Origin of the sequence: Moheibacter lacus (assembly GCF_014042165.1) — a bacterium.
Lineage (GTDB): Bacteria > Bacteroidota > Bacteroidia > Flavobacteriales > Weeksellaceae > Moheibacter > Moheibacter lacus.
Genome location: NZ_JACDZE010000001.1, coordinates 1,025,547 through 1,047,010 on the forward strand (window position 1 = coordinate 1,025,547; position 21,464 = coordinate 1,047,010).

Consider the following 21,464-nt stretch of genomic DNA (forward strand, 5'->3'; position numbering starts at 1 on the left):
ATGCTTGATTTTGCCGATTAATTTTTTTCTGGACCGTATTCTAAAACCAACCTTTGGTTCGGATTCAAATACTTTTTTGCTACATCTCTGATTTCTTCTCGCGTGATGGAACGGTAAAGATCCAATTCATTGTTGACCAAATTCACATCTTTGTACAACAAATAATAAGTAGCCAAACTATGGGCAACTCCTTCAACATTTGAATTAGAATTCACAAATTGGTTTTCAAATTTATTCAATAACTTTTCATATTCTCTCTCCGAAATCAATTCCGTTTGTAACTTTTTAATTTCGTCAGCAAAAGCATCAGATAAGTCTGTCAGTGGCGTTTCTCCTACTGGCAATGCATAGATGAAATAAGTTCCATAATCTTCTTGGCTGAAATTAAAAGCACCTACATCCAATGCTTTTTTCTCTGTATCAACCAATCTTTTGTACAATCTCGAACTTTTTCCATCACTCAACAATGTAGAAATCATGTCCAAAGCTCTTGCCTCCTTTGTTTTCATGGAAGGCGTTCTGTAAGCCGTAACCATCATCGGCAATTGGACGTTTGGATCTTCCCAATTGGCATGGATTTCTTGTGTAATTGGCGCTTCCTCAAATTGTTTTTTAGCAGGCGCTTCTTGTTTTGGAATCGCTCCGAAATAATCTGCAATCCATTTTTTGGCTTGTTCCGTTTGGAAATCTCCCGCAACTACCAGAACAGCGTTTGTCGTTACATAGAATTTTTTGAAAAAGGCTTGAAACTCATCCAATTTTGCTGCATCTAAATGTTCCATTTCACCGATGGTTGTCCAACGGTAAGGATGGTTTTTAAACATATGTTTTTTTACTGCTTTCAACAAATTTCCATAAGGTTGGTTGTCTACTCGCAATCTTTTTTCTTCTTTTACCACTTCATTTTGCGTATCCACACCGATTTGGTTGATCACAGGATGCATCAATCTTTCAGATTCCATCCAGAGACCCAATTCCAAATTATTGGAAGGAAATACTTCATAATAATAAGTGCGGTCATCACTGGTGTTGGCGTTGTTTTTACCACCGTTTGATGAAACGATTTTGAACCATTCGCCTCTATCTATATTTTCAGTTCCTTCAAATAATAGGTGTTCAAAAAAGTGTGCGAAACCAGTTCTGTCAGGTTGTTCATCTTTTGCTCCGACATGGTACATCACAGAGGTAACCACGACAGGAGCGGAATGATCTTGGTGCAATATCACATGCAAACCATTGGGAAGATCATATTCTTCAAATTCGATTTTTTGAGCCATAGTCGTTGATCCTAATATACCCAAAAATGCGAACGCAAGTCCAATTTTTTTCATAGAATTTATTTTTGTCCATTATTTGTGCGGTAATTTATCAATTCGTTACGAAATGGACATGAAATAATTCAAAAAGCTGTAAAAAGTCAGGAAATCAATTAGGTTTTACCAACCTAATTGGACTTCAAATTGAAAAGTTCCTCCCCATGGATTTTTCTGAGTAGGGTTTTCTGAAAGTATAACCTTTTGCATTCCTTTTTTTATGATTGGAATTTCTATTTTTTTTTCAAAAGGTCCAGTTGAGTTCCCTTCAGAATCAATGATTTGTGCAATTCTTAAGTTGGCAGAGCTGTCGGAAGGTGTGATTTTCAGCTTGAGTTTATTGGCCGTATCAGAATTAAAAACAAAAACCATTTTTTGTAACGGAAGTTTTGCGGTGTCCATTTTGGCTTTTCCATAAACGATTTTCATATGAACTGTGTCTGTTTTTTCTTTAAAAACCAATTTTTTAGGCGAAGCCTTTTGTGCAGAATCTGGTTGAGGAATTGATTTTTCTTTTTGGGTTTGAGGAGAATTCTTCTTTAAATCTTCTCGTTGTTTTTTCAAATCTATTGCATAAGCCTTTTTATCAAATTCTTTTGGAGAAACAATTGGCGTATCGGGCTCTAAATTTTTACAAGAAATAACGAGGAGAAAAGAAACCAGCCCAATATAAGTAAAACGCATACCCAAAACTTTCTGTAAATTTACAAGGATTCTCTTAATTTAAAAGAAATGTTACACCACGAAATCAAAGGAAAAGGAAGTCCGGTTGTTTTGCTGCACGGATATTTGGAAAATCTGAAAATGTGGAATATCATCGCTGAAGAATTGTCCGATTCGCATCAAGTCATTTTATTGGATTTGCCCGGTCATGGAAAGTCAAAAAATTTGACAGAAGTTCATAGCATGGAATTGATGGCGGAAGCGGTTCATGAAACCTTAAAAAAATTGGAGATTAAAAATCCGGTTTTTATAGGTCATTCCATGGGCGGTTATGTGATTTTGGCTTATGCTGATTTGTTTCCGGAAGAAATTTCCTCTTTTTTATTGTTGAATTCTTCTACACTGGCAGATTCGCCTGAGAAAAAAGAACAAAGGTTAAAAGCGGTTGAAACGGCAGGAAGGAATCTGGATACTTTGATCAAAATGAGCATTCCGACTTTATTTGCAGAAAAAAATTTGGAACAATTAAAAAAAGAAATGGAGTTCACAAAATCACTAGCGAGAGAAACTTCAATTGGTGGAGTTACAGCGGCATTAAAAGGAATGAGGTTGCGTCCTGATCGTAGTTTTTTATTGAATGAATTCAAAGGGAAAATAGGAATCCTTATCGGGAAATATGATAAATCGGTTGATCCTGAAGCTTTAAAAAATAAAATTCCGGAAAAGGAAAACATCTCGGTTTTAGAATTAGAAACGGCGCATATGGCACATTTAGAAGCGCCAAAAGAAACGCTCGAATTTATCAGAGAATTTTTAAATTAAATTAATTCAATTTTTATTTTCTTCTTTTTTCCTATCTTCCATCCTTTTATCTCGTTCTTTTTCCGGTAGTTTTTCTTCTAATCGATCCCTGACTCCAAGTAGGATTTCATTGTATTTTTCAGGATGAAGATAATAATAGCGATAACTCTCTCGGAAATCTTCTGCCGGGGTGTGGTGGTTGTATAAAATCTGAGCACTGACTTGGGAGAAATTGGATTTTTTCTGGTTGATTTCGGTAAGATAAGTGCCTTGTTGATGGAAGTATAAATCGACCAAAATTGCTGTCATTTTATCTTCATCCAATAAATTCTTTGGTTTTTCCACATTGCTCGTGCAACTGAATAAAGCGCTTAAAATCAAAATTATGGCGAAAAAATTTTTCATAAACGACCAAATATACTTCTAATTCTCAACATTAATATCCCAAAAACGGCTTCTCCCAAAATGTTTGAGTTGATTTTGGATTCGCCGGCGATTCGGTTGACAAAGACAATCGGCACTTCTATCAAATTAAATTTCTTGCGCCAAGCTTTGTATTTCATTTCGATTTGGAATCCATAACCTTTGAATTTGATTTGATTCAAATCCAAAGTTTCTAAAACAATTCTTTTGTATCCTACGAAACCTGCTGTTGCATCATGAACCGGTAATCCTGTCACAAATCTTGCATATTTGGAAGCGATAAAAGAAAGCAGGACGCGGCTCATGGGCCAGTTGACAACATTTACGCCATGCGAATAACGAGATCCGATGGCCAAATCAGCGCCGTTTTGAAGTGCTTCCAGAAGTTTGGGTAAATCTTTTGGGTTATGAGATAAATCGGCATCCATTTCAAAAATGAATTGGTAATCATGTTCCAAAGCCCATTTAAATCCATGTGTATAAGCTTTTCCCAAACCATCTTTTGCTTGTCTGATCTCTAAAAATACGGTTGGAATTTCGGCTTGAATTTTTTTTACAACTTCAGCAGTGCCGTCTGGCGAACTATCATCTACCACCAAAATATCAAAAGAAATCGGCAAAGCGGATACCTGTCGCAAAACAGCTTCTATGTTTTCTATTTCATTATAAGTAGGGATGATGACCAAATTTTCCGACATGGATGCGAAATATGGCGCTAATATAGTTTATATCTATGGACTGCTTTTGTATTTTTGCAAAGATTATGAAAATCTTGGCATCTGCATTTTTTCTGGAACGACCGATAGAAAACCTGGACTGGGTCATCGGTATTTTGGTATTGACACTTGTTTTTATCGCAATAGGTCGGGTATTATTTTCTAATAATTATGAAGCACTGACCAACATAGATCGGTTTCAGGAAATAAATGACAATCAAGCATTATTTGGGCTTGTTTTCCAAATTTCCTTTGCGGTTTTAAGTGGTGCGATATTGATTGATTATGTTGGGGCGGATTATGACTTTGTTTTAAATACCCCAACTATAAAATTGGTTACTATAGCATTTTTCATCTTGCTTTTTTTTGGGATTCGATTTGTTTTAGGTTCGACTGCAGCCTATGCATTTGGGATTACGCAGGATAGGAATTTTAACATGAAAGCGACCAATTATTTTCGGGTTTTTTCTGTAGGACTTCTTTGGTTGGCCGTTTTGCTTTTATATTTTTCAGAAATTTTGAAGCCAATTATTTTAGTTGCAACCATTGTGGGATTGGCGATCATCAGGTTCTTAACTTATCGCTATCTGTTCAATAATCAGCCCGATAAACAAACTAAAATTTGGTATTATAATATTTTGTATCTTTGCGCACTGGAAATATTACCCTTATTGGTCTTGTTAAAGTATCTAAATGTGTGGTAACCAAAACAACAAAATGAAAGTAAGATCTATCCTCGTATCTCAACCTCAACCTGTAAATGATTCTTCCCCTTACTTCGATTTAAGCAAGCGAAATAAAATCAAAATAGACTTTCGTTCTTTTATTCAAGTTGAAGGAGTTGACGCAAAAGATGTACGTCAACAAAAGATTGATTTTTCAAATTATACTGCAGTAATTTTTACCAGCCGAAATGTGATCGATCATTATTTTCGTTTGGCAGAAGAAATGCGTTTTCAAGTGCCGGATGACATGAAGTATTTTTGTCAGTCTGAGGCGATTGCATTTTATCTGCAGAAATACATCGTTTACCGTAAAAGAAAAACCTATATAGGAGAGAAAGAAATTCAAGATTTGGCACCTTTTATCAAAAAGAACAAAGATGAAAAGTTCTTATTGCCATCTTCAGATATCTTGAAACCGGACGTTCCTGAGTTTTTGAATCAAACAGGAATCAATTGGGAAAGAGGGATTCTTTGTCGAACTGTTTCCAGTGATTTGTCTGATTTAGAAGATGTGAAATATGACATTTTGGTTTTCTTTACACCTTCCGGAATCAAATCTTTATTTGAGAACTTTCCTCAATTCAAACAAGACAATACCCGGATTGCTGTTTTTGGGAAAACGACTGTGCAGGCTGCAAAAGAAATGGGTTTACGCATAGATATCGAAGTTCCAACGCCGGAATCACCGTCCATGACCATGGCATTGGAGAAATATTTGAAAGAAGCCAATAAAAAATAATTGGTAACTTAGTAGGGCAATAATAGCCTACCGGAAATGAAAAATCAATGGGTCATAAAGCCCAATCCCGCTGACCAAATTACGCAAGTTTTGATGGAAGAAGTAAAACTTCCACATCCAATTGCTAAAATTTTGGCGCAAAGAGGAATCGATTCTTTTGATTCTGCCAAAAACTTTTTCCGCCCAGATCTCACAGAATTACATGATCCTTTTTTGATGAAGGACATGGATAATGCCGTAAAGAGGATAGCGCAAGCTTTTGAAAATCAGGAAAATATATTAGTTTATGGTGATTATGATGTCGACGGAACGACTGCGGTTGCTTTGATGTATGATTTTTTAATTCACCGATATCCAAATGTTTCTTATTATATCCCGGATCGCTATTCAGAAGGATATGGCATTTCTTTTCAAGGGATCGATTTTGCTGAAGACAACGATTTTTCTTTGATCATTGCACTAGATTGTGGTATTAAAGCCATTGATAAGATCCAATACGCCAATGAAAAACAAATCGACTTTATCATTTGCGACCATCATTTACCGGGAGATAAATTGCCCGAAGCGATTGCTGTTTTGGATCCAAAAAGATCTGATTGTGAATATCCATTTAAAGAATTAAGTGGTTGTGGTGTAGGGTTTAAGCTCATCCAAGCTTTGCTTCATGAATTGGATGAAGATCCGGAAAAAGCCTTTGATTATTTGGATTTAGCGGTCGTGAGTATTGCGGCGGATATCGTACCCATTTCAGGAGAAAATAGAATTTTGGCCTATTATGGATTAAAAAAATTACAAAGTTCACCCAGACCCGGACTCGAAAGTTTGATAGGTGAAGCCCAAAAAGATAAATTGACCATTTCCAATATCGTTTTTTCTATCGCGCCCAAAATTAACGCAACAGGAAGACTAGAACACGCGTCTCAATCTGTTGAATTGTTGATTTCGGAGGACAAAGAAAAAATCGCAACATTTGCTTCACAAATAAATGATCTAAATACACAGCGCAAGGAAACCGATGGAAATGTTACGGTGGAAGCCATCCAAATGATCCGAAAAAAAGGAGAGGAAGATCGTTTTTCTACGGTGGTCTATGATCCAAATTGGCACAAAGGCGTTTTGGGCATTGTGGCGTCCCGATTGATCGATACTTTTTACAGACCAACTTTGGTTTTGACCCAAGGAAACGAAAATGAAATCACAGGTTCTGCTCGGTCCGTAAAGGATTTTGACATTTACGAAATCATCGATAATTGCTCCGAATTATTGACCAAATACGGTGGCCATCGATTTGCCGCCGGATTGACCATGCCGATTGAAAATTTGGAAGCGTTTAAAGAGAAATTTGAAGAATTGGTCAAAGAAAAAATTCGTCCTATACAACGAAAGCCTTCTATAGAAATCGATGCTGAAATCCAATTCTCTGAAGTGACGCCTTATTTTATAAAAGTCCTGAACCAAATGGAACCTTTCGGGCCCGAAAATATGACACCTATTTTCTTAACGAAAAATTTAATAGGAGGAGAGGTCAAAGAAATGGGAAAAAATAAAGAGCATTTGAGGTTGTCGCTTTGGGATGAAAATTCTGCTGTGAAATTGCCGGCAGTTGCATTTGGGATGGGCGAATTCTCCAAAGATTTTCAATACAGACGGTTTGATGCGGTGTATTCGATCGATGAAAACCACTGGAAAGGAAATACGTATTTGCAGCTGAATTTACGCGATGTGCGGTTTAAGGATTAAATCCTTCCACCACCAAAACCATTTCGCCTTTTAGATTTCTTGTTTCTGAGATTTTATGTAACTCTACCAATGTGCCGCGGATCGTTTCTTCGAATTTTTTGGTGATTTCTCTTGATAAACTTGCTTTTCTTTCTGCGCCAAATGTTTCAGCCAAATCTTTCAAAGTACGTGTGATTTTATGCGGCGATTCATAGAAAATCATCGTTCTTTTTTCCGATTTTAATTCGTTGAGTTTGGTTTGTCTTCCTTTTTTTACCGGCAGAAATCCCACAAAAATAAATTCATTTGAAATCAAACCCGAAACCGTTAAAGCCGGAACAAAAGCCGTTGCGCCGGGCAAAGCAAGGATTTCAATTCCATTTTCTACCGCCTCTCTGACTAACAAATAGCCTGGATCTGAAATGCCCGGAGAACCGGCATCTGTAATCAATGAAATGGTTTTTCCCGATTTGATTTGTTGGATGATTTCTTCCGTGACTTGATGTTCATTGTGCGCATGGTAACTTCTCATCGGTGTGGAAATTTCGAAGTGTTTTAGTAAAATTCCGCTGTTGCGCGTGTCTTCAGCCAAAATCAAATCTGAAGCTTTCAACGTTTCGATTGCTCTAAAAGTCATATCGCCTAAATTCCCAATGGGAGTTGGAACCAAATAGAGTTTGCCTTGCATCAATTATTTAATTTTCTCCGACAATTCCAACATTTTATTAATTGATTTCAATGCTTTTACGCGCAATGCTTCTTCGATTTGGATTTCCGGTAATTCGTACTTCATGCAGAGATAGAGTTTCTCCATTGTATTGCGTTTCATATAAAAACATTCGCTGCAATTGCAACTTTCATCTTGTGTCAATGCCGGAATCAGCTTTTTGTTCGGAGCCAATTTTTTCATTTCGTGGATGATACCCTCTTCCGTTGCTATGATAAACTCTTGGGCTTCATCATTTTGAACATAATCCAATAATCGTGAAGTCGAACCGATGAAATCCGCAACCTGCAAAACAGGTTCTTCCGATTCCGGATGCGCAATTAATTTCGCATTTGGATTTTCGGCCATTTGTTGGGCAATTCTTTCCAGTGAAAAGGCTTCGTGCACCATACAAGCTCCGTCCCAAAGAATCATATTTCGTCCGGTCACTTGATTCAAATAACGCCCCAAATTTTTATCGGGAGCAAAAATGATTTTTTGTTCCGGAGGCAAAGAATTGATGATGTGTTCTGCATTGGAAGAAGTTACGATGATATCGCTTTCAGCTTTCACGCCCGCATCACAATTGATATAACTCACGACGATAGAGCCCGGATGTTGATTTCTTAATGCTCGCAATCCTTCACCTGTACAAGAATCAGCAAGCGAACAACCCGCCAATAAATCCGGTAAAACCACTTTTTTGGTAGGATTGAGGATTTTTGCGGCTTCCGCCATAAAATGCACACCACAGAAAACAATCATATCGGCATCAGTATCAGCTGCGGCGCGAGCCAATTGCAAACTGTCACCGAGAAAATCCGAAATGTCCTGAATGTCGCCGGTTTGGTAATAATGCGCCAAAATGATGGCGTTTTTTTCTTTGCGCATTTTATTGATTTCTTCCACCAAATTGATTCCTTTTGGGATTTCCATGTCCAAATATCCTTTGATAGGAAGCGTTTGCGTTGCTTTTTCTAAGATTTCCATGTTATAGATTTGTTTGCGGTTTAGTTCAATTTTCATTCCGAAATTACTGGATTCTGTCTAAATGATTTGACATCAATTGATCCCTAATTTTTTCTTCAATTCCTTTGGCAATGCATCTTTGTGAACGGTATATGCGATGGATTTCATTTTAAAATACGGAATTGACATATAAATATGACCGCCATTTCCCAAATCTTTTGTTCCCCAAGAATTCTTCACGTCATAATATTGATTCCCGATTTGGTCTGTGACCATGCCGGTAATGTGCATCAAATGATCATCTGTGGTCGAATAATCCTCAAAAGCGGTTTGACGGATTTCAGCGTTCACAGAGGCTTCCGGAAGCAAAACTTTAAAATAATCTTTTTCATTTCTTTCACTTGGCCAAATTGCCATTCCGGCCTGACCTGAAAAGGTTTTTTCGCTTACATCTGCATCCAAAGCGACTGTAAATCCGTTGTGCAATGCATCATTTAAAACCTGCGTATATTCGTCCAAAGGCAAATTATAATAGCTTCCGTTGGAGAAGTTGTCCGGAATTTCCAAAATGAATTTGGAGTAAGCAGGATGGTGCGTAAAAGAAGTAAGGGTGACATAGTCTTTTGCGTTGATTTTCAATTCATCTGCAAACGATTTTGGAGTGTATTCTTTTCCTTCGAAATTAAATTTCTCCGGCGCTTTTCCCATGTATTGATCCAAAGTACTTTGCACATCATTCATCCAACCTGCTTTCAAATTATTTTTCGGGTCTTTGACAATTTTTTCCAATTGCGCAGTCAAATTTTTCTCCAATTCTGAATGATCAAACGATTCTTTCCCCGGCGTCATGCCCAGATAAACTTCTAGCGGCTCGATTCCATGTTTGGCGATCGCATTCATCACATCATGACTGAGTCCACCTTCACTGAATTGCGCCTTTCCTTGTCGGTAAACATAATTATAGGCTTTTTCAGGATAAGTCATGCGCACCGCATACATTTCAGAGAGATCGATGTCTTTTCCGGTGATTCTTTTTACTTCCGATTCCAGAAAAGAAACGGTAGAAAAACTCCAGCAAGTTCCTGTTTTTCCTTGGTTGATGACCGGGGTTGGAGTCAGGTCAATGAGTTTTGTGAATTGATATTCTGAATCTTGTGCAAAGGAAATCGCACTGATTAAAATGGTTATAAGAAATATTTTTTTCATCTTAGAATGAATTTTAAACCACGAAAATAAGCATTTCTGATGGGATGACGTCAAAATCTAAACTTGTGGAAAAATCATGTGAAGATTCATTTCAATTTTTCGGTCTCAACTGCCTAAATCGTTTAACTTTGCGCAAACCTTTTAGAAATGCAGCAACGCGAAGATTTTTTACTCAAAGCCTATGAATTAGGCATCATCAAATTTGGGAATTTCACATTGAAAAGCGGCATAGAATCGCCATTTTATGTCGATTTACGTCCACTTTCTTCCAGCCCTCAATTGTTAAAAACATTGGCCAATAATCTTTTGGAATTGGTGGAGAAATCTCCTTTTGAACTAATTTGTGGTGTGCCTTATGCTGCACTTCCAATGGGAACGACCATGAGTTTGGCAAGTGGAATTCCACTCATCATCAAACGAAAAGAAAACAAAGGATACGGAACCAAACGCATGGTAGAAGGCGTTTATGCCGACGGCCAAAATTGTTTGTTGGTAGAAGATGTGATTACAAGTGGGCAGAGTTTGCTCGAGACCATAGATGAAATCGAAAGAGAAGGATTAAAAGTAACGGACATCGTAGTTGTACTCGATCGGGAACAAGGCGGAATCCAAAAGTTAAAAGCAAAAGGATATACCGTTCATACGCTATTTACGATCAATGAAGCCGTGGATATTTTGCACAAATACCATCGTTTGAACGATGCAGAATTGGTTCGTATTAAAAACTTTTTAAACAATCCACCCGCTCCACCGGAAATCAAAAGACTTGCGTTGGAACAAAAGAAAATCAAACATCCGGTTGGAAAAAGATTGATCGAAATTGCCTTAAAAAAACAATCCAATTTGATAGCTTCGGCTGACGTGATTACGTCTGCTGAATTGTTGAAATTGGCGGAGGAAGTTGGGCCTCATATCGTCGCATTGAAATTGCACATGGACATCATTCAGGACTTTAGTTTTGAATTGATAGATGCCTTGAAAAAAATCGCCAGAGAAAAGGAATTTTTATTGTTTGAAGACCGTAAGTTTGGAGACATCGGCAATACCCAAGAATTACAATTCAAAGAAGGAATTTATAAAATTGCCAGCTGGGCTGACATGATCACTTCGCATGTGATTGCGGGTGAAGAAAGTTTGAAAGTATTTGAAAATGTGGGCGTTGTGGCGATTGTAGAAATGTCTTCCAAAGGAACTTTGACAGACGATTTTTACATCACAAAAGCCTTAAATGTTGCAGAAAATGCTTCAAACGTCATGGGCGCAGTTGCTCAACGAAAAATTTCGGACGATCTGTTGTTGTTTACGCCGGGTGTCAATATTAGTTCTGCCGGTGACGCAAAGGGACAACAATACAATACGCCGGAACGGGTTTGTAAAAATTATCATACCGATTTTATCATCGTAGGACGCGGGATTTATCAGTCAGCAGATGCAGCTGAATCTGCAAAAGAATACCAAACCAAAGGTTGGAATGCTTATTTGGAGAGTTTAGGATAATTTAGAATGCTAAATTTCTATTTCCCCGATTTCCAATTGTTGTATTCTTCTACGACTTGGATGATGTCGTCGTGTTTCAGATCTTTATCCTCTATTTTTTTGCTCAATTCAGGATAATCTTTGAAGTATTCGGTGGCATTTTTACGGAAAATATTGTTTTTGTTGACTTGGGTTTTAAACGTCCAAGAAACTATGGTAGCAATTTCTTCACCCGGACGCAAACAATACCAGAAGGTATCGCTGACATTTACATCACCGTATGTGACAAATCCACTTGGACTTCTCGAAAGTTCAGTTGTAATGTGACTTTCTGAATAATAAACATATAAAGAAATATGTGGTAATTCAAGAACTTTGTACGCTTTAACAGGTTTTTTTGCTTCCGTTTTGTTTGCAGCATTTTTATACGCTCTGATAGAAGATGTTTCTTGCGCATCAAGTGCATTAGGAATTGAAAGAAAGGCAACCAGTAATAAATAGTAAAAAATGTTTTTCATATAAAAGTTTTAGATTTTTTAAAAATAGAAAATACCTTCGAATAATAAAATTCAAATCCTAAATTTGTCAAATGGAGCAAATTATCTTAGGAATTGACCCGGGAACGACCGTGATGGGATTTGGATTGATCAAAGTCGAGAAAAAGAAAATGCAGTTTCTTTTGTTAGACGAACTTTTGCTTCATAAATATGATTCGCACGAATTGAAATTGAAAAAGATTTTTGAAAAAACACTTTCCATAATCGATACGTATCATCCGGACGAATTAGCCATCGAAGCGCCATTTTTTGGCAAAAATGTCCAATCCATGTTGAAACTAGGTCGTGCACAAGGTGTTGCGATGGCGGCAGGACTTTACAGAGAAATTCCGATTACGGAATATTCGCCCAAAAAAATCAAACAATCCATCACCGGAAACGGAAATGCATCAAAAGAACAAGTGGCAGGAATGCTGAAAAATCTTTTGGGATTAAAAGAATTGCCCAAACGGCTTGACTCGACAGATGGTTTGGCAGCGGCGGTTTGTCATTTTTTTAACAGCGGAAATGAAGTCCAAACTAAATCTTATTCGGGCTGGGGCTCGTTTTTAAAAGAGAATCCGGATCGAAAACGCTAATGTAAAATATTCAATTGATGAATTTTTCTTAAAATTTGTATGTTTACCCAAATGAATTTAAATATGAAGAATAGGTTTTGTTTTTTATTGTTGCAATTGCTTTGGATGCCGTTGTGGGCGCAAGAAAATAGTTGGCAGCAAAGAGTGGATTATGATATGGAAATTGATGTAGATCATGCTAAATTTCAGTACGATGGTAAAATGAAGTTGGAATACACCAATCATTCTCCAGATCAGTTGGACAAAGTGTATTTTCATTTGTATTACAATGCTTTTCAACCCGGAAGTGCGATGGATGCCCGATTGACCAATATCAAAGACCCTGATGGACGTATGGTCATCAAAGAAGCAGATGGAACGATCAAAAGCCGAATTGCTGCATTGACCGACGAGAACATCGGTTTTCAAAAAATAAGTTCACTCAAACAAAACGGAAAAAACCTTAGTTATAAAGTCAGCGGAACCATTTTGGAAGTTCAATTGGTGGATGCATTGAAGCCAGGAGCGAAAGCGACTTTCGATATGATTTGGAAGGCGCAAGTACCGGAGTTGATCAGAAGAGGTGGAAGAAATTCAAAAGAAGGCGTTGATTTTTCCATGACGCAATGGTACCCAAAAATGGCACAATATGATGCTTTTGGATGGCATTTGGACGAATATGTAGGTAGAGAATTCATCGCGCCGTTTGGTGATTTTGATATAAAAATTAAAATCCAAAAAGACTACGTGATCGGGGCTTCCGGTAAATTGATGAATCAAGATGCCGTAAAAGGCTATTCAGAAAAAGGAAATACAAAAACTGCAAGTTTAAAAAATTCGGACAAAGTCATTTGGCAATTTCATGCAGAGAACATCCATGACTTTGCATGGGCGGCTGATAAGGAATTTCTAGTCACCAAACAAAAAGCAGTGGATGGACCGGAAATTTATTTTGTACGAATGAATGATGAAACCACAGCCAAAAACTGGAAAGAAGCAGAAGTTCCGACCGTTCAGTTTTTTGAATACATGAGACGGAATTTTGGGAAATATCCTTGGGAAACCTACACCATCGTTCAGGGCGGAGATGGTGGAATGGAATATGGAACGGTAACTTTAATTACTGGAAAACGAAGTTTCGAAAGTTTGGTGGGTGTGATTTACCACGAAGCGGCACATTCTTGGTTCCAACATTTATTTGGGATCAATGAAACTGTAGACGAATGGATGGACGAGGGATTTACTTCTTATGCGGAACATTTGGCTTATTTGGAAATTTTCAAAAAACCGGTTGAACCCAATCCAAATTATGCTGCGTATGAAGGTTATTTTGCCTTGGCAAAATCAGGTTATGAAGAACCGATGAGTCTTCTGGCAGACTATTATGACACCAATTATGCTTATGGTGTTCAGGCTTATGTGAAAGGGCAGGTTTATTTGATCCAATTGGAATATATCATCGGAAAAGAAAATTTGAAAAAGACTTTTTCAGAATTTTATAAAAACTGGAAATTCAAACATCCGACGCCAAATGACTTCAGACGTACGGCTGAAAAAGTATCGGGTTTGAATTTGAAATGGTATGAAAATCTTTTTGTCAATACGACAAGAACAGTCGATTATTCCATTGAAAACCTGAGCGATACCACAATTGAGTTAAAAAATTTAAGCAATTTCCCGATGCCGATTGATCTTTTGGTCGAATATGCAGACGGAAGTAAGGAATTATTTTATATCCCAAATTTGGAGTTAAGAGGAGAAAAACCGGCAGAAGACTTTGAATTGTACAAAAATGCAAAACGAACGATTTTAGAACCTTGGATTTGGACCAATCCAAATTATACAGTAAAAATCTCAAAAGCAGTCAAAAGGGTGACGATTGATCCTACATTGCGATTGGCAGATTTGAATTATTCCAATAATATTTATTCGAAATAAAATGCTTTTAGCGGTAAACATAGGAAATTCAAACATTCGTTTTGGTGTTTTTAAACCAGAGGAAGAAATCATTTCCTGGACGATCAATACGAAACCTTATCGGACGGAAGATGAGTGCTTTGCGAAATTTAACAGCATGTATAGGCCATTTGGTTTAAAAAAAGAAGACATCACGGGAATTGTGATCGGATCTGTTGTTCCGCCGATGACTGCATCTGTTGTGAATTCTTTGGAGAGAATTCATCAAATTACACCCAAAGTAGTTGACCGAAATACACCATCTGAAGTGAAACACCAATCCAAACAAATGGGAACGGATCTCTATGCCAATGCTGTTGCAGCTCATGGATTATACGAAGGAAAAAAGATCGTCATTGATTTTGGGACGGCGCTCACTTTTACGGCTTTGGATGAAAATGGGCAGTCGTTGGGCGTTGTGATAGCGCCGGGAATCAATACCGCACTAAAATCTTTGATAGGAGAAACGGCTCAGCTTCCCGAAATCGAAATGAAAGCACCTGAAAAGGTTTTGGGCTTTGATACGGTAAGTTGTATGCAAAGTGGTATGGTTTATGGTTTTTTAAGTTTTGTTGAAGGGATGATCGATCGTATAAACGAAGAGGTAAATGCCAAATGTTTTGTGGTTGCAACCGGAGGAATGAGTTATGTGTATGCGCCATTGACAAAAAAAATAGATAGACAAGATGCTTTGCATACCATCAAAGGATTAAAAATATTGTACAATCAATAATTCAAACTAAAAAATTAAAATATGAAAAAGACGTTGGTTTTAGTTGCCATATCCGCTTTTTTAGCGATAGGATGTGAGTCAAAAAAGGAAGAGTCAGTCGTAGTTCAGCCGGAAGAAGTTGTGGATGAGCATACGGCCAGAAATTCGTTAGATTATTTGGGGACCTACAAAGGCGTTCTGCCTTGTGCGGATTGTGAAGGAATCGAAACGGAAATCACTTTAAATCAGGATGAAACCTATGTGATAAAGACCAAATATTTGGGTAAGGACGATAAGGTTTTTGAAGAGTTGGGAGATTTCACTTGGTTGGAAGACGGGAATAGAATGAGTTTAGAAGGAGTAGACTCTGAACCTATGTTGTATTTTGTTTCTGAAAATAAATTGACCCACTTGGACCAAGATGGAAATAAAATTCAAGGAAGTTTGGCCAAAAATTATGAATTATTAAAGTCGAATTGAGAGTTTGGCACGGGGATTGCTATTATTAAATAGGAATTTAGTAAAATAAATTGTCCTCATGTGTTAATTAAGATAAAAGCCCGTTCCTCAAACGGGCTTTTTCATTTTTAAGAATTTGCCATTAATTCTTCTGCTTTTTCCACCATATTTTTTGAGCCACAAAAGAAAGGAACTCTTTGGTGTAATTCTGTGGGCTGAATGTCCATGATTCTTTGGAATCCGTCTGTGGCTTTTCCGCCGGCTTGTTCGGCGATATAAGCCATAGGATTGCACTCGTACAACAAACGCAATTTTCCATTTGGACTTTTGGAACCTGAAGGATAAATGTAGATTCCGCCTTTCAGCATATTTCTATGGAAATCGGCACAAAGGGAACCGATGTATCTTGAGGTATAAGGTCTGTCTTCCTCAACTTTCTGACAATATTTCAAATAATCTTTCACTCCTTGTGGGAAATGCGCATAATTTCCTTCATTGATGCTGTAAATATTTCCGTCCTCGGGAATTCGCATATTGGGATGAGACAAATAAAAAGTCCCGATGGAAGGATTGAGCGTAAATCCATTCACACCATTTCCGGTCGTATAGATCAACATGGTTGAACTACCATAAATCACATAACCGGCGGCGACTTGTTGGTTTCCTTTTTGTAAAAAATCTTCTATTTGAACCGGTGTTCCTTCAGGTGTAACTCTTCTATAAATGGAAAAAATGGTTCCGACTGAAACATTGACATCGATGTTTGAAGAGCCGTCCAGAGGGTCAATGAGCACGACATATTTGCTTAGATGCGAATTGACAGTATTGGTGATTTGGATGAAATCATCGTTTTCTTCAGAAGCGATTCCACATACAACTTCTCGCTGGGAAAGGGTTTTGATAAAAGCTTCGTTGGCAAAAACATCCAGTTTTTGTTGTTCTTCTCCTTGAATGTTTTCTGATCCGAATTTCCCTAAAATATCTACCAATCCAGCTTGATTGACTTTGTGGTTGACTACTTTGGTTGCCAATTTTATCGAACTGATTAATCGGCTTAATTCACCAGATGAGTATTTAAAATCTTTTTGGTTCTCGATGATAAATTCACCTAAAGTTTGACCTGCTTCTAAATTCATGATTGATTTTATTTTTTTGCGTTGCACAAATATCGTAAAATTCTAAAACTACCGATTTAAATTGAAATCTAACATTACTATATTTGTCAGAATTTTATAGAGCTAATTAATTCAATGAAACCGACATGATTAAAATAGTCTTTAAACACATGGCGTAATGATTATTTTAATCATCTAAGGTTGCATGTGTCAATTGAAAAAATATAAAATAAATACATGAAAGTATACAAATTTGGGGGGGCATCTGTAAAGGATGCCGATGGGGTAAAAAACATAGCTTCCGTTTTAACATCTACTGGTTTTTCAGACACATTTATGGTCATTTCTGCAATGGGAAAGACGACTAACGCACTTGAGGAGGTCGTAAAATCCTATTTTGATAAAAAAGATTTCGAAGCAAAAATTGATGAAATTCTCCATCAACATTTGCGTATTTCGTCCAATTTATTTGAAAAACCGGAGCTTACCAATTCGGAAATTCAATTGTTTTTTGATGATTTAAAAGCCTTTTTACGTAGAAATAAATCTCCAAATTATGATTTCGTTTATGATCAAGTGGTTTGTTGTGGCGAGTTGATTTCAACTAAAATCGTCAGCAATTATTTGAATTCGATAGGAATCGACAACGTTTGGTTGGATGTGCGCGATTATATCAAAACGGACGAAACTTATAGAGAAGGAAAAGTTGATTTTAATTGGACCGAAAAGAATTTTGCAGCGTTAGAAAAAAATAAATTCTACATTACCCAAGGTTTTCTCGGTTCAGATCCCAATTATTTTACGACAACACTTGGGAGAGAAGGCTCTGACTATACAGCTGCTATCATCGCATATTGTTTAAATGCAGAAAACATGACAATTTGGAAAGATGTACCGGGTGTTTTAAACGCAGATCCACGTTATTTTGACGATACGAAATTGTTAAACAAAATTTCGTTTGAAGAAGCCATTGAATTGGCTTATTACGGCGCATCTGTGATTCATCCAAAAACCATGCAACCGCTTCGTCAGAAAGGAATTCCGTTTTTTGTCAAATCATTTATCAGCCCAAATGATCCCGGAACTGAAATCCAGAAAAAATTTCAATTGGAACCGCAGATTCCTTGTTTCATTGTTAAAAAAGAGCAAAATCTCGTCACTTTGACGACTGCTGATTTTTCGTTTATTTCCGAGGATAAAATCAGTAAAATATTTAAAGTTTTACATGCCTTAAAAATTAAGGTCAATATGATGCAGAATTCCGCCATCAGTTTGTCGCTTTGTTTGGAAGATAAATATGGAAAGTTGGATGAGTTTTTAAAAAGTCTGGAAGACAGCTATCAGGTTGAAATTGAAAAAAATGTATCTTTATACACCATTAGGCATTTCGAAGAAAGATCATCTTATTCTTTTTATAAAGGAGAAGAATTGCTTCGTCAGATCATTAAAAACACCTTGCAAATCATCGTAAAAGAAGCATGAAGCTCGTCAGCACAAAAGATATTTACCAAGCATCCGGGTTAAAAAAGATTTGGCCTGTAGGTTATCCTGTGGCCTGGCTTTATAAAAGCATCGGTGGAATAAATAAATTAAATGACCTTTATAACCGCGGATATAAAAAAAATGCACCGGACTTTTTAGACTATTTATTGGATGATTTAAATGTAACTTATGAATTGCATGAAGTCGATCTGAATCGGATTCCAAAAGAAGGACCTTTTGTGATCGTTTCCAACCATCCGCTCGGCGCACTGGATGGGATTTTGATGATGCACATCATCGGAAAAATACGCCCCGATTTTAAAGTCATGGGAAATTTCCTTTTGCATAAAATCAAACCGCTTGAACCGATGGTCATTGCGGTAAATCCTTTTGAAACGAGGAAAGAAGTGTACAGCAGTAGTTCCGGAATGCGTGAAGCCATGCGTCATGTATGGGATGGTGGATGTTTGGGGATTTTTCCGGCAGGCGAAGTTTCGACAAAAGATGAAGATGGAACTGTTACGGACAGAGCTTGGCAGGAATCGGCTATCAAATTGATTAAAAAATTAAATGTCCCGATTATTCCCATGTATTTCAGAGCGAGAAACAGTCCGCTTTTTTATAGAATGGCAGCTTTGAGTCCCAATTTGCAAACGGCCATGTTACCGTCCGAAATGGTTCGGCCGAGGACTAAACCCATTCAAATCCGAATAGGAAAGCCGATTTTGTTAAAACAACAAAATGAATTTGATGATATCGCTTCTTTTTCTGAATTTTTAAGAAAGAAAACCTATGCGCTTTCTACTTATTATACCCAGAAAAGATCTTTGTTGATGGAAACCTTAAAAATCCCATCGACGATTGCCATCAATTCGAAAAGTAAAAAACCAAAACCTATCGTTGGTGAAACCGATAAAGAATTAATTCTCAGCGAAATAAATGAGCTTCGGAAAGTAGAAGATCAATTGTTGTTTAAAAATAACAATTACGAATGTTATTTCACAAAAGCCCATGAAATTCCCAATATCTTACGTGAAATAGGGCGTTTGCGCGAATTGACCTTTCGTGAAATTGGTGAAGGAACCAATCAGGAAATCGATTTGGATCGGTATGATGTGCATTATCACCATATGTTTTTATGGGACGAAGACACCCAAAAAATAGTAGGTGCCTACCGAATGGCGCTTGGAAAAGAAGTCTACGAACAGTTTGGGGTGAATGGTTTTTATCTTCACGAATTGTTTCATATAGAACCGGAATTGCATCCGTTTTTCAAAAGATGTATAGAAATGGGACGCGCATTTGTGGTTCCCGAATACCAACAAAAACCCATGCCTTTGTTTTTGCTTTGGCGCGGAATTGTCCATGTGACACTTCGAAATCCGGAGGAAAAATACATCATAGGAAGTGTTTCTATTTCCAATCAATTTTCCGATTTCTCCAAATCCTTGATGATCGAATTCATGAAATCGCATTATTATGATCCATATGTGGCGCAATATGTACGACCGAAAAACGAATTCAAAATCAAACTCAAAGACGAGGATAAAGAATTCTTTTTTGACGAAGCGGAAGCCGATTTGAATAAATTTGATAAACTCATCGACGAAATCGAACCCAACGTTTTGCGTCTTCCGGTTTTGATCAAAAAATACATCAAACAAAATGCGAAATTAATCGGATTTAATGTCGATCCGAAATTCAACGATGCTATTGATGGACTGATGTACATCCGCATTTCTGATTTACCTGAAAGTACGGTAAAACCGGTACTGGAAGAATTTCAAGCGGAGTTGAATAAGAAATTGAACGGTGGTGGAAATGGTGGGGAAGAATCGGGAAAAATCTAAGTCGTTTTTTAATTTTTGCGTTGCAAACGATTTTAATTCTAGCGCGCGTTTGCAAACCAGCGCCAGACTCAAATGTTTAAAACCCCAAAAATTTTCTCTTTTTCGGGCGGGAATCATCATCGTAAAACTCTAACATCCAAACCAATGCGCATCCGGCGACATATGCCCAAATATCGTTAAGATCGAAAGTCGTTCCGATTACAGTGGAGAAAAATTTATTGTCTTGTAGATTTAGTTTTTCGATGATTTTGAAGGCTTGTGCAACTTCAACCAAAAGGGCAAAAATCCCTACACCGATGATGGTTTTCTTTTTATCCACCGCAAAAAAGGTTTGGATGAAACAATAAATCAAAATCACAACCAACACATCACCAATCGCACCTCTGATGATTTCGTTTTTTATAAAAAGAGCAATCAAAATTTCTACGATGAGTAAACCTAAAAAGTAAAGCGCGTATTTTTTATCAAATCTGAACATACCCAAAGATAATTATTCCTGAGAAAATGAGAATAGAAGATAGAACATCTTGGCTTGGATCGAAGTGACAAACTATTTTTGGAGTATTTCTATCAAAATTTCCGGCTCGTTTGTGGTGATGAAATCGGCTTTTTGGTCGATGAGCCATTGCATATCGGCTTTTTCATTGACCGTCCAAGCATTGATGGTCATTCCTAAATCATGTGCTTCACTTATCCATTTGGGATATTTTTTATAAACAGAAAAATGGTAATCCAAACCGTTGTATCCGGTAGCTTTCACTTCAGCAGGCGTTTTATCTCCTTCTAAGTAGGCAACATTTGCATTCGGACTTAATTTTGCGATTAATTTTCCTGCTTCGAAATCAAAACAGATGTAATCGACTTGATTTTGTAAGTTAAATTTTTGGACTAATTCGACTGATTTTCGGGCAGCTTCTAATGTTTTTTCCGTTTGTTTGGCTTTTTTGACTTCCAGTACCAAACGCATTTCGGGGAATTTTTTTCCGGCATTTAAATATTCTTCCAGCGCAGGAACTTTTTCACCATTGGAAAGTTGGTGTTTTCTTAAATCTTTGAAATTGGTTTCAGAAATGATCTGCCCATTGATATCAGCATCGTGGTTGACTATAATTTCGCCGTCTTTTGTGATGTGCACATCAAATTCGCTTGCAAAACAACCGATTCTTGCCGCTTCTTCTAGTGCTGCAATAGAATTTTCAGGCAAATTGTTATTCTGAAAAGCACCACGGTGTGCGATGACTTTGGTTTGAGAAAATGTGGAAATGGACATGATAAGGATGAGAATATGGATTAAAATTTTCATTTAAAGTTGGAATTAAT

General features: G+C 37.3%; 22 protein-coding genes. 11 read left to right on the forward strand and 11 right to left on the reverse strand.

Going from position 1 to position 21,464, the window contains the following annotated elements:
- Positions 1-17: 17 nt before the first annotated feature.
- Both HU137_RS04825 and HU137_RS04830 read right to left on the reverse strand, forming a co-directional pair.
- Entirely contained in the window at positions 18-1,331 is a 1,314-nt protein-coding gene (locus HU137_RS04825; RefSeq protein ID WP_182042658.1) for a M16 family metallopeptidase, read from the reverse strand.
- A gap of 105 nt (positions 1,332-1,436) precedes the next feature.
- Positions 1,437-1,997, reverse strand: a complete 561-nt coding sequence (locus HU137_RS04830) for a hypothetical protein (RefSeq protein ID WP_182042659.1) — start codon at positions 1,995-1,997, stop codon at positions 1,437-1,439.
- Positions 1,998-2,045: 48 nt separating this feature from the next.
- On the opposite strand from HU137_RS04830, the gene HU137_RS04835 reads away from it, so the two are divergent.
- On the forward strand, positions 2,046-2,798 hold the full coding sequence (locus HU137_RS04835; protein WP_182042660.1) for an alpha/beta fold hydrolase: 753 nt from the start codon (positions 2,046-2,048) through the stop codon (positions 2,796-2,798).
- Between the two features lie 6 nt (positions 2,799-2,804).
- Here HU137_RS04835 and HU137_RS04840 read toward each other — a convergent pair whose 3' ends face one another.
- Complete coding sequence (locus HU137_RS04840; RefSeq protein WP_182042661.1) at positions 2,805-3,182, reverse strand: DUF4296 domain-containing protein; 378 nt, start codon at positions 3,180-3,182, stop codon at positions 2,805-2,807.
- Positions 3,179-3,898: a polyprenol monophosphomannose synthase gene (locus HU137_RS04845; RefSeq protein WP_182042662.1), complete on the reverse strand. Its 720-nt coding sequence runs from the start codon at positions 3,896-3,898 to the stop codon at positions 3,179-3,181. The genes HU137_RS04840 and HU137_RS04845 overlap by 4 nt, the downstream gene beginning before the upstream one ends.
- Before the next feature lie 65 nt (positions 3,899-3,963).
- Between HU137_RS04845 and HU137_RS04850 the strand changes: the two genes are divergently transcribed.
- From HU137_RS04850 to recJ, 3 genes are read left to right on the forward strand one after another with little or no spacing between them, the layout of a single operon-like run.
- The gene (locus HU137_RS04850) at positions 3,964-4,620 is read left to right on the forward strand and encodes a DUF4271 domain-containing protein (RefSeq protein ID WP_182042663.1); all 657 of its coding nucleotides are present in this window, start codon (positions 3,964-3,966) and stop codon (positions 4,618-4,620) included.
- Between the two features lie 13 nt (positions 4,621-4,633).
- Positions 4,634-5,380, forward strand: a complete 747-nt coding sequence (locus HU137_RS04855) for a uroporphyrinogen-III synthase (RefSeq protein ID WP_182042664.1) — start codon at positions 4,634-4,636, stop codon at positions 5,378-5,380.
- 36 nt (positions 5,381-5,416) lie between these two features.
- Positions 5,417-7,120 carry a single-stranded-DNA-specific exonuclease RecJ gene (recJ, locus tag HU137_RS04860; protein ID WP_182042665.1) on the forward strand — a complete coding sequence of 568 codons (1,704 nt, stop codon included), beginning with the start codon at positions 5,417-5,419 and terminating at the stop codon, positions 7,118-7,120.
- Here the strand turns inward: recJ and rsmI are convergent.
- The 3 genes from rsmI to HU137_RS04875 form a co-directional block, all read right to left on the reverse strand.
- Entirely contained in the window at positions 7,110-7,787 is a 678-nt protein-coding gene (rsmI, locus tag HU137_RS04865) for a 16S rRNA (cytidine(1402)-2'-O)-methyltransferase (protein ID WP_182042666.1), read from the reverse strand. The two genes, recJ and rsmI, sit on opposite strands and share 11 nt — an antisense overlap.
- 3 nt (positions 7,788-7,790) lie before the next feature.
- On the reverse strand, positions 7,791-8,795 hold the full coding sequence (nadA, locus tag HU137_RS04870) for a quinolinate synthase NadA (RefSeq protein WP_182043320.1): 1,005 nt from the start codon (positions 8,793-8,795) through the stop codon (positions 7,791-7,793).
- A gap of 72 nt (positions 8,796-8,867) precedes the next feature.
- Positions 8,868-9,980, reverse strand: a complete 1,113-nt coding sequence (locus HU137_RS04875) for a C1 family peptidase (RefSeq protein ID WP_182042667.1) — start codon at positions 9,978-9,980, stop codon at positions 8,868-8,870.
- Positions 9,981-10,127: 147 nt separating this feature from the next.
- Here HU137_RS04875 and pyrF point away from each other — a divergent pair, with 147 nt between their 5' ends.
- The gene (gene pyrF / locus HU137_RS04880; protein ID WP_182042668.1) at positions 10,128-11,477 is read left to right on the forward strand and encodes an orotidine-5'-phosphate decarboxylase; all 1,350 of its coding nucleotides are present in this window, start codon (positions 10,128-10,130) and stop codon (positions 11,475-11,477) included.
- A gap of 17 nt (positions 11,478-11,494) precedes the next feature.
- Here pyrF and HU137_RS04885 read toward each other — a convergent pair whose 3' ends face one another.
- On the reverse strand, positions 11,495-11,974 hold the full coding sequence (locus HU137_RS04885; protein ID WP_182042669.1) for a hypothetical protein: 480 nt from the start codon (positions 11,972-11,974) through the stop codon (positions 11,495-11,497).
- A 71-nt stretch (positions 11,975-12,045) separates the two neighbouring features.
- Here HU137_RS04885 and ruvC point away from each other — a divergent pair, with 71 nt between their 5' ends.
- The 4 genes from ruvC to HU137_RS04905 all read left to right on the forward strand — a co-directional run bounded on the left by ruvC (position 12,046) and on the right by HU137_RS04905 (position 15,718).
- Complete coding sequence (gene ruvC / locus HU137_RS04890; RefSeq protein WP_182042670.1) at positions 12,046-12,591, forward strand: crossover junction endodeoxyribonuclease RuvC; 546 nt, start codon at positions 12,046-12,048, stop codon at positions 12,589-12,591.
- A gap of 63 nt (positions 12,592-12,654) precedes the next feature.
- Positions 12,655-14,508 (forward strand): M1 family metallopeptidase, encoded by a 1,854-nt coding sequence (locus tag HU137_RS04895; protein WP_182042671.1) that lies wholly within the window; start codon positions 12,655-12,657, stop codon positions 14,506-14,508.
- Between the two features lies 1 nt (position 14,509).
- Positions 14,510-15,259, forward strand: coding sequence for a type III pantothenate kinase (locus HU137_RS04900; protein WP_182042672.1), 750 nt, complete (start codon positions 14,510-14,512; stop codon positions 15,257-15,259).
- Between the two features lie 21 nt (positions 15,260-15,280).
- Positions 15,281-15,718: a copper resistance protein NlpE gene (locus HU137_RS04905; RefSeq protein ID WP_182042673.1), complete on the forward strand. Its 438-nt coding sequence runs from the start codon at positions 15,281-15,283 to the stop codon at positions 15,716-15,718.
- Positions 15,719-15,825: 107 nt separating this feature from the next.
- Here HU137_RS04905 and fbp read toward each other — a convergent pair whose 3' ends face one another.
- Positions 15,826-16,833, reverse strand: a complete 1,008-nt coding sequence (fbp, locus tag HU137_RS04910; protein ID WP_182042674.1) for a class 1 fructose-bisphosphatase — start codon at positions 16,831-16,833, stop codon at positions 15,826-15,828.
- Positions 16,834-17,049: 216 nt separating this feature from the next.
- Between fbp and HU137_RS04915 the strand changes: the two genes are divergently transcribed.
- Positions 17,050-18,294 (forward strand): aspartate kinase, encoded by a 1,245-nt coding sequence (locus HU137_RS04915; RefSeq protein ID WP_182042675.1) that lies wholly within the window; start codon positions 17,050-17,052, stop codon positions 18,292-18,294.
- A complete protein-coding gene (locus HU137_RS04920) occupies positions 18,291-20,144 on the forward strand; it encodes a lysophospholipid acyltransferase family protein (RefSeq protein ID WP_182042676.1) in 1,854 nt (617 codons plus the stop codon). The genes HU137_RS04915 and HU137_RS04920 overlap by 4 nt, the downstream gene beginning before the upstream one ends.
- A 76-nt stretch (positions 20,145-20,220) precedes the next feature.
- Here the strand turns inward: HU137_RS04920 and HU137_RS04925 are convergent, their stop codons facing one another.
- The gene (locus HU137_RS04925) at positions 20,221-20,622 is read right to left on the reverse strand and encodes a ribosomal maturation YjgA family protein (protein ID WP_182042677.1); all 402 of its coding nucleotides are present in this window, start codon (positions 20,620-20,622) and stop codon (positions 20,221-20,223) included.
- 72 nt (positions 20,623-20,694) lie between these two features.
- Positions 20,695-21,447 (reverse strand): glycerophosphodiester phosphodiesterase, encoded by a 753-nt coding sequence (locus HU137_RS04930; protein ID WP_182042678.1) that lies wholly within the window; start codon positions 21,445-21,447, stop codon positions 20,695-20,697.
- Positions 21,448-21,464: the final 17 nt, after the last annotated feature.

Excerpts from the sequence above, each read along its gene's own strand:
- HU137_RS04855 (WP_182042664.1), top strand. The coding sequence starts at position 4,634 with ATGAAAGTAAGATCTATCCTCGTATCTCAACCTCAACCTGTAAATGAT.
- HU137_RS04835 (WP_182042660.1), top strand. The coding sequence starts at position 2,046 with ATGTTACACCACGAAATCAAAGGAAAAGGAAGTCCGGTTGTTTTGCTG.
- rsmI (WP_182042666.1), bottom strand. The coding sequence starts at position 7,787 with ATGCAAGGCAAACTCTATTTGGTTCCAACTCCCATTGGGAATTTAGGC.
- pyrF (WP_182042668.1), top strand. The coding sequence starts at position 10,128 with ATGCAGCAACGCGAAGATTTTTTACTCAAAGCCTATGAATTAGGCATC.
- HU137_RS04850 (WP_182042663.1), top strand. The coding sequence starts at position 3,964 with ATGAAAATCTTGGCATCTGCATTTTTTCTGGAACGACCGATAGAAAAC.
- HU137_RS04845 (WP_182042662.1), bottom strand. The coding sequence starts at position 3,898 with ATGTCGGAAAATTTGGTCATCATCCCTACTTATAATGAAATAGAAAAC.
- HU137_RS04885 (WP_182042669.1), bottom strand. The coding sequence starts at position 11,974 with ATGAAAAACATTTTTTACTATTTATTACTGGTTGCCTTTCTTTCAATT.
- recJ (WP_182042665.1), top strand. The coding sequence starts at position 5,417 with ATGAAAAATCAATGGGTCATAAAGCCCAATCCCGCTGACCAAATTACG.
- HU137_RS04830 (WP_182042659.1), bottom strand. The coding sequence starts at position 1,997 with ATGCGTTTTACTTATATTGGGCTGGTTTCTTTTCTCCTCGTTATTTCT.
- HU137_RS04930 (WP_182042678.1), bottom strand. The coding sequence starts at position 21,447 with ATGAAAATTTTAATCCATATTCTCATCCTTATCATGTCCATTTCCACA.
- HU137_RS04875 (WP_182042667.1), bottom strand. The coding sequence starts at position 9,980 with ATGAAAAAAATATTTCTTATAACCATTTTAATCAGTGCGATTTCCTTT.
- HU137_RS04825 (WP_182042658.1), bottom strand. The coding sequence starts at position 1,331 with ATGAAAAAAATTGGACTTGCGTTCGCATTTTTGGGTATATTAGGATCA.
- HU137_RS04915 (WP_182042675.1), top strand. The coding sequence starts at position 17,050 with ATGAAAGTATACAAATTTGGGGGGGCATCTGTAAAGGATGCCGATGGG.
- HU137_RS04900 (WP_182042672.1), top strand. The coding sequence starts at position 14,510 with ATGCTTTTAGCGGTAAACATAGGAAATTCAAACATTCGTTTTGGTGTT.
- fbp (WP_182042674.1), bottom strand. The coding sequence starts at position 16,833 with ATGAATTTAGAAGCAGGTCAAACTTTAGGTGAATTTATCATCGAGAAC.
- nadA (WP_182043320.1), bottom strand. The coding sequence starts at position 8,795 with ATGGAAATCTTAGAAAAAGCAACGCAAACGCTTCCTATCAAAGGATAT.
- ruvC (WP_182042670.1), top strand. The coding sequence starts at position 12,046 with ATGGAGCAAATTATCTTAGGAATTGACCCGGGAACGACCGTGATGGGA.
- HU137_RS04840 (WP_182042661.1), bottom strand. The coding sequence starts at position 3,182 with ATGAAAAATTTTTTCGCCATAATTTTGATTTTAAGCGCTTTATTCAGT.
- HU137_RS04905 (WP_182042673.1), top strand. The coding sequence starts at position 15,281 with ATGAAAAAGACGTTGGTTTTAGTTGCCATATCCGCTTTTTTAGCGATA.
- HU137_RS04925 (WP_182042677.1), bottom strand. The coding sequence starts at position 20,622 with ATGTTCAGATTTGATAAAAAATACGCGCTTTACTTTTTAGGTTTACTC.
- HU137_RS04895 (WP_182042671.1), top strand. The coding sequence starts at position 12,655 with ATGAAGAATAGGTTTTGTTTTTTATTGTTGCAATTGCTTTGGATGCCG.
- HU137_RS04920 (WP_182042676.1), top strand. The coding sequence starts at position 18,291 with ATGAAGCTCGTCAGCACAAAAGATATTTACCAAGCATCCGGGTTAAAA.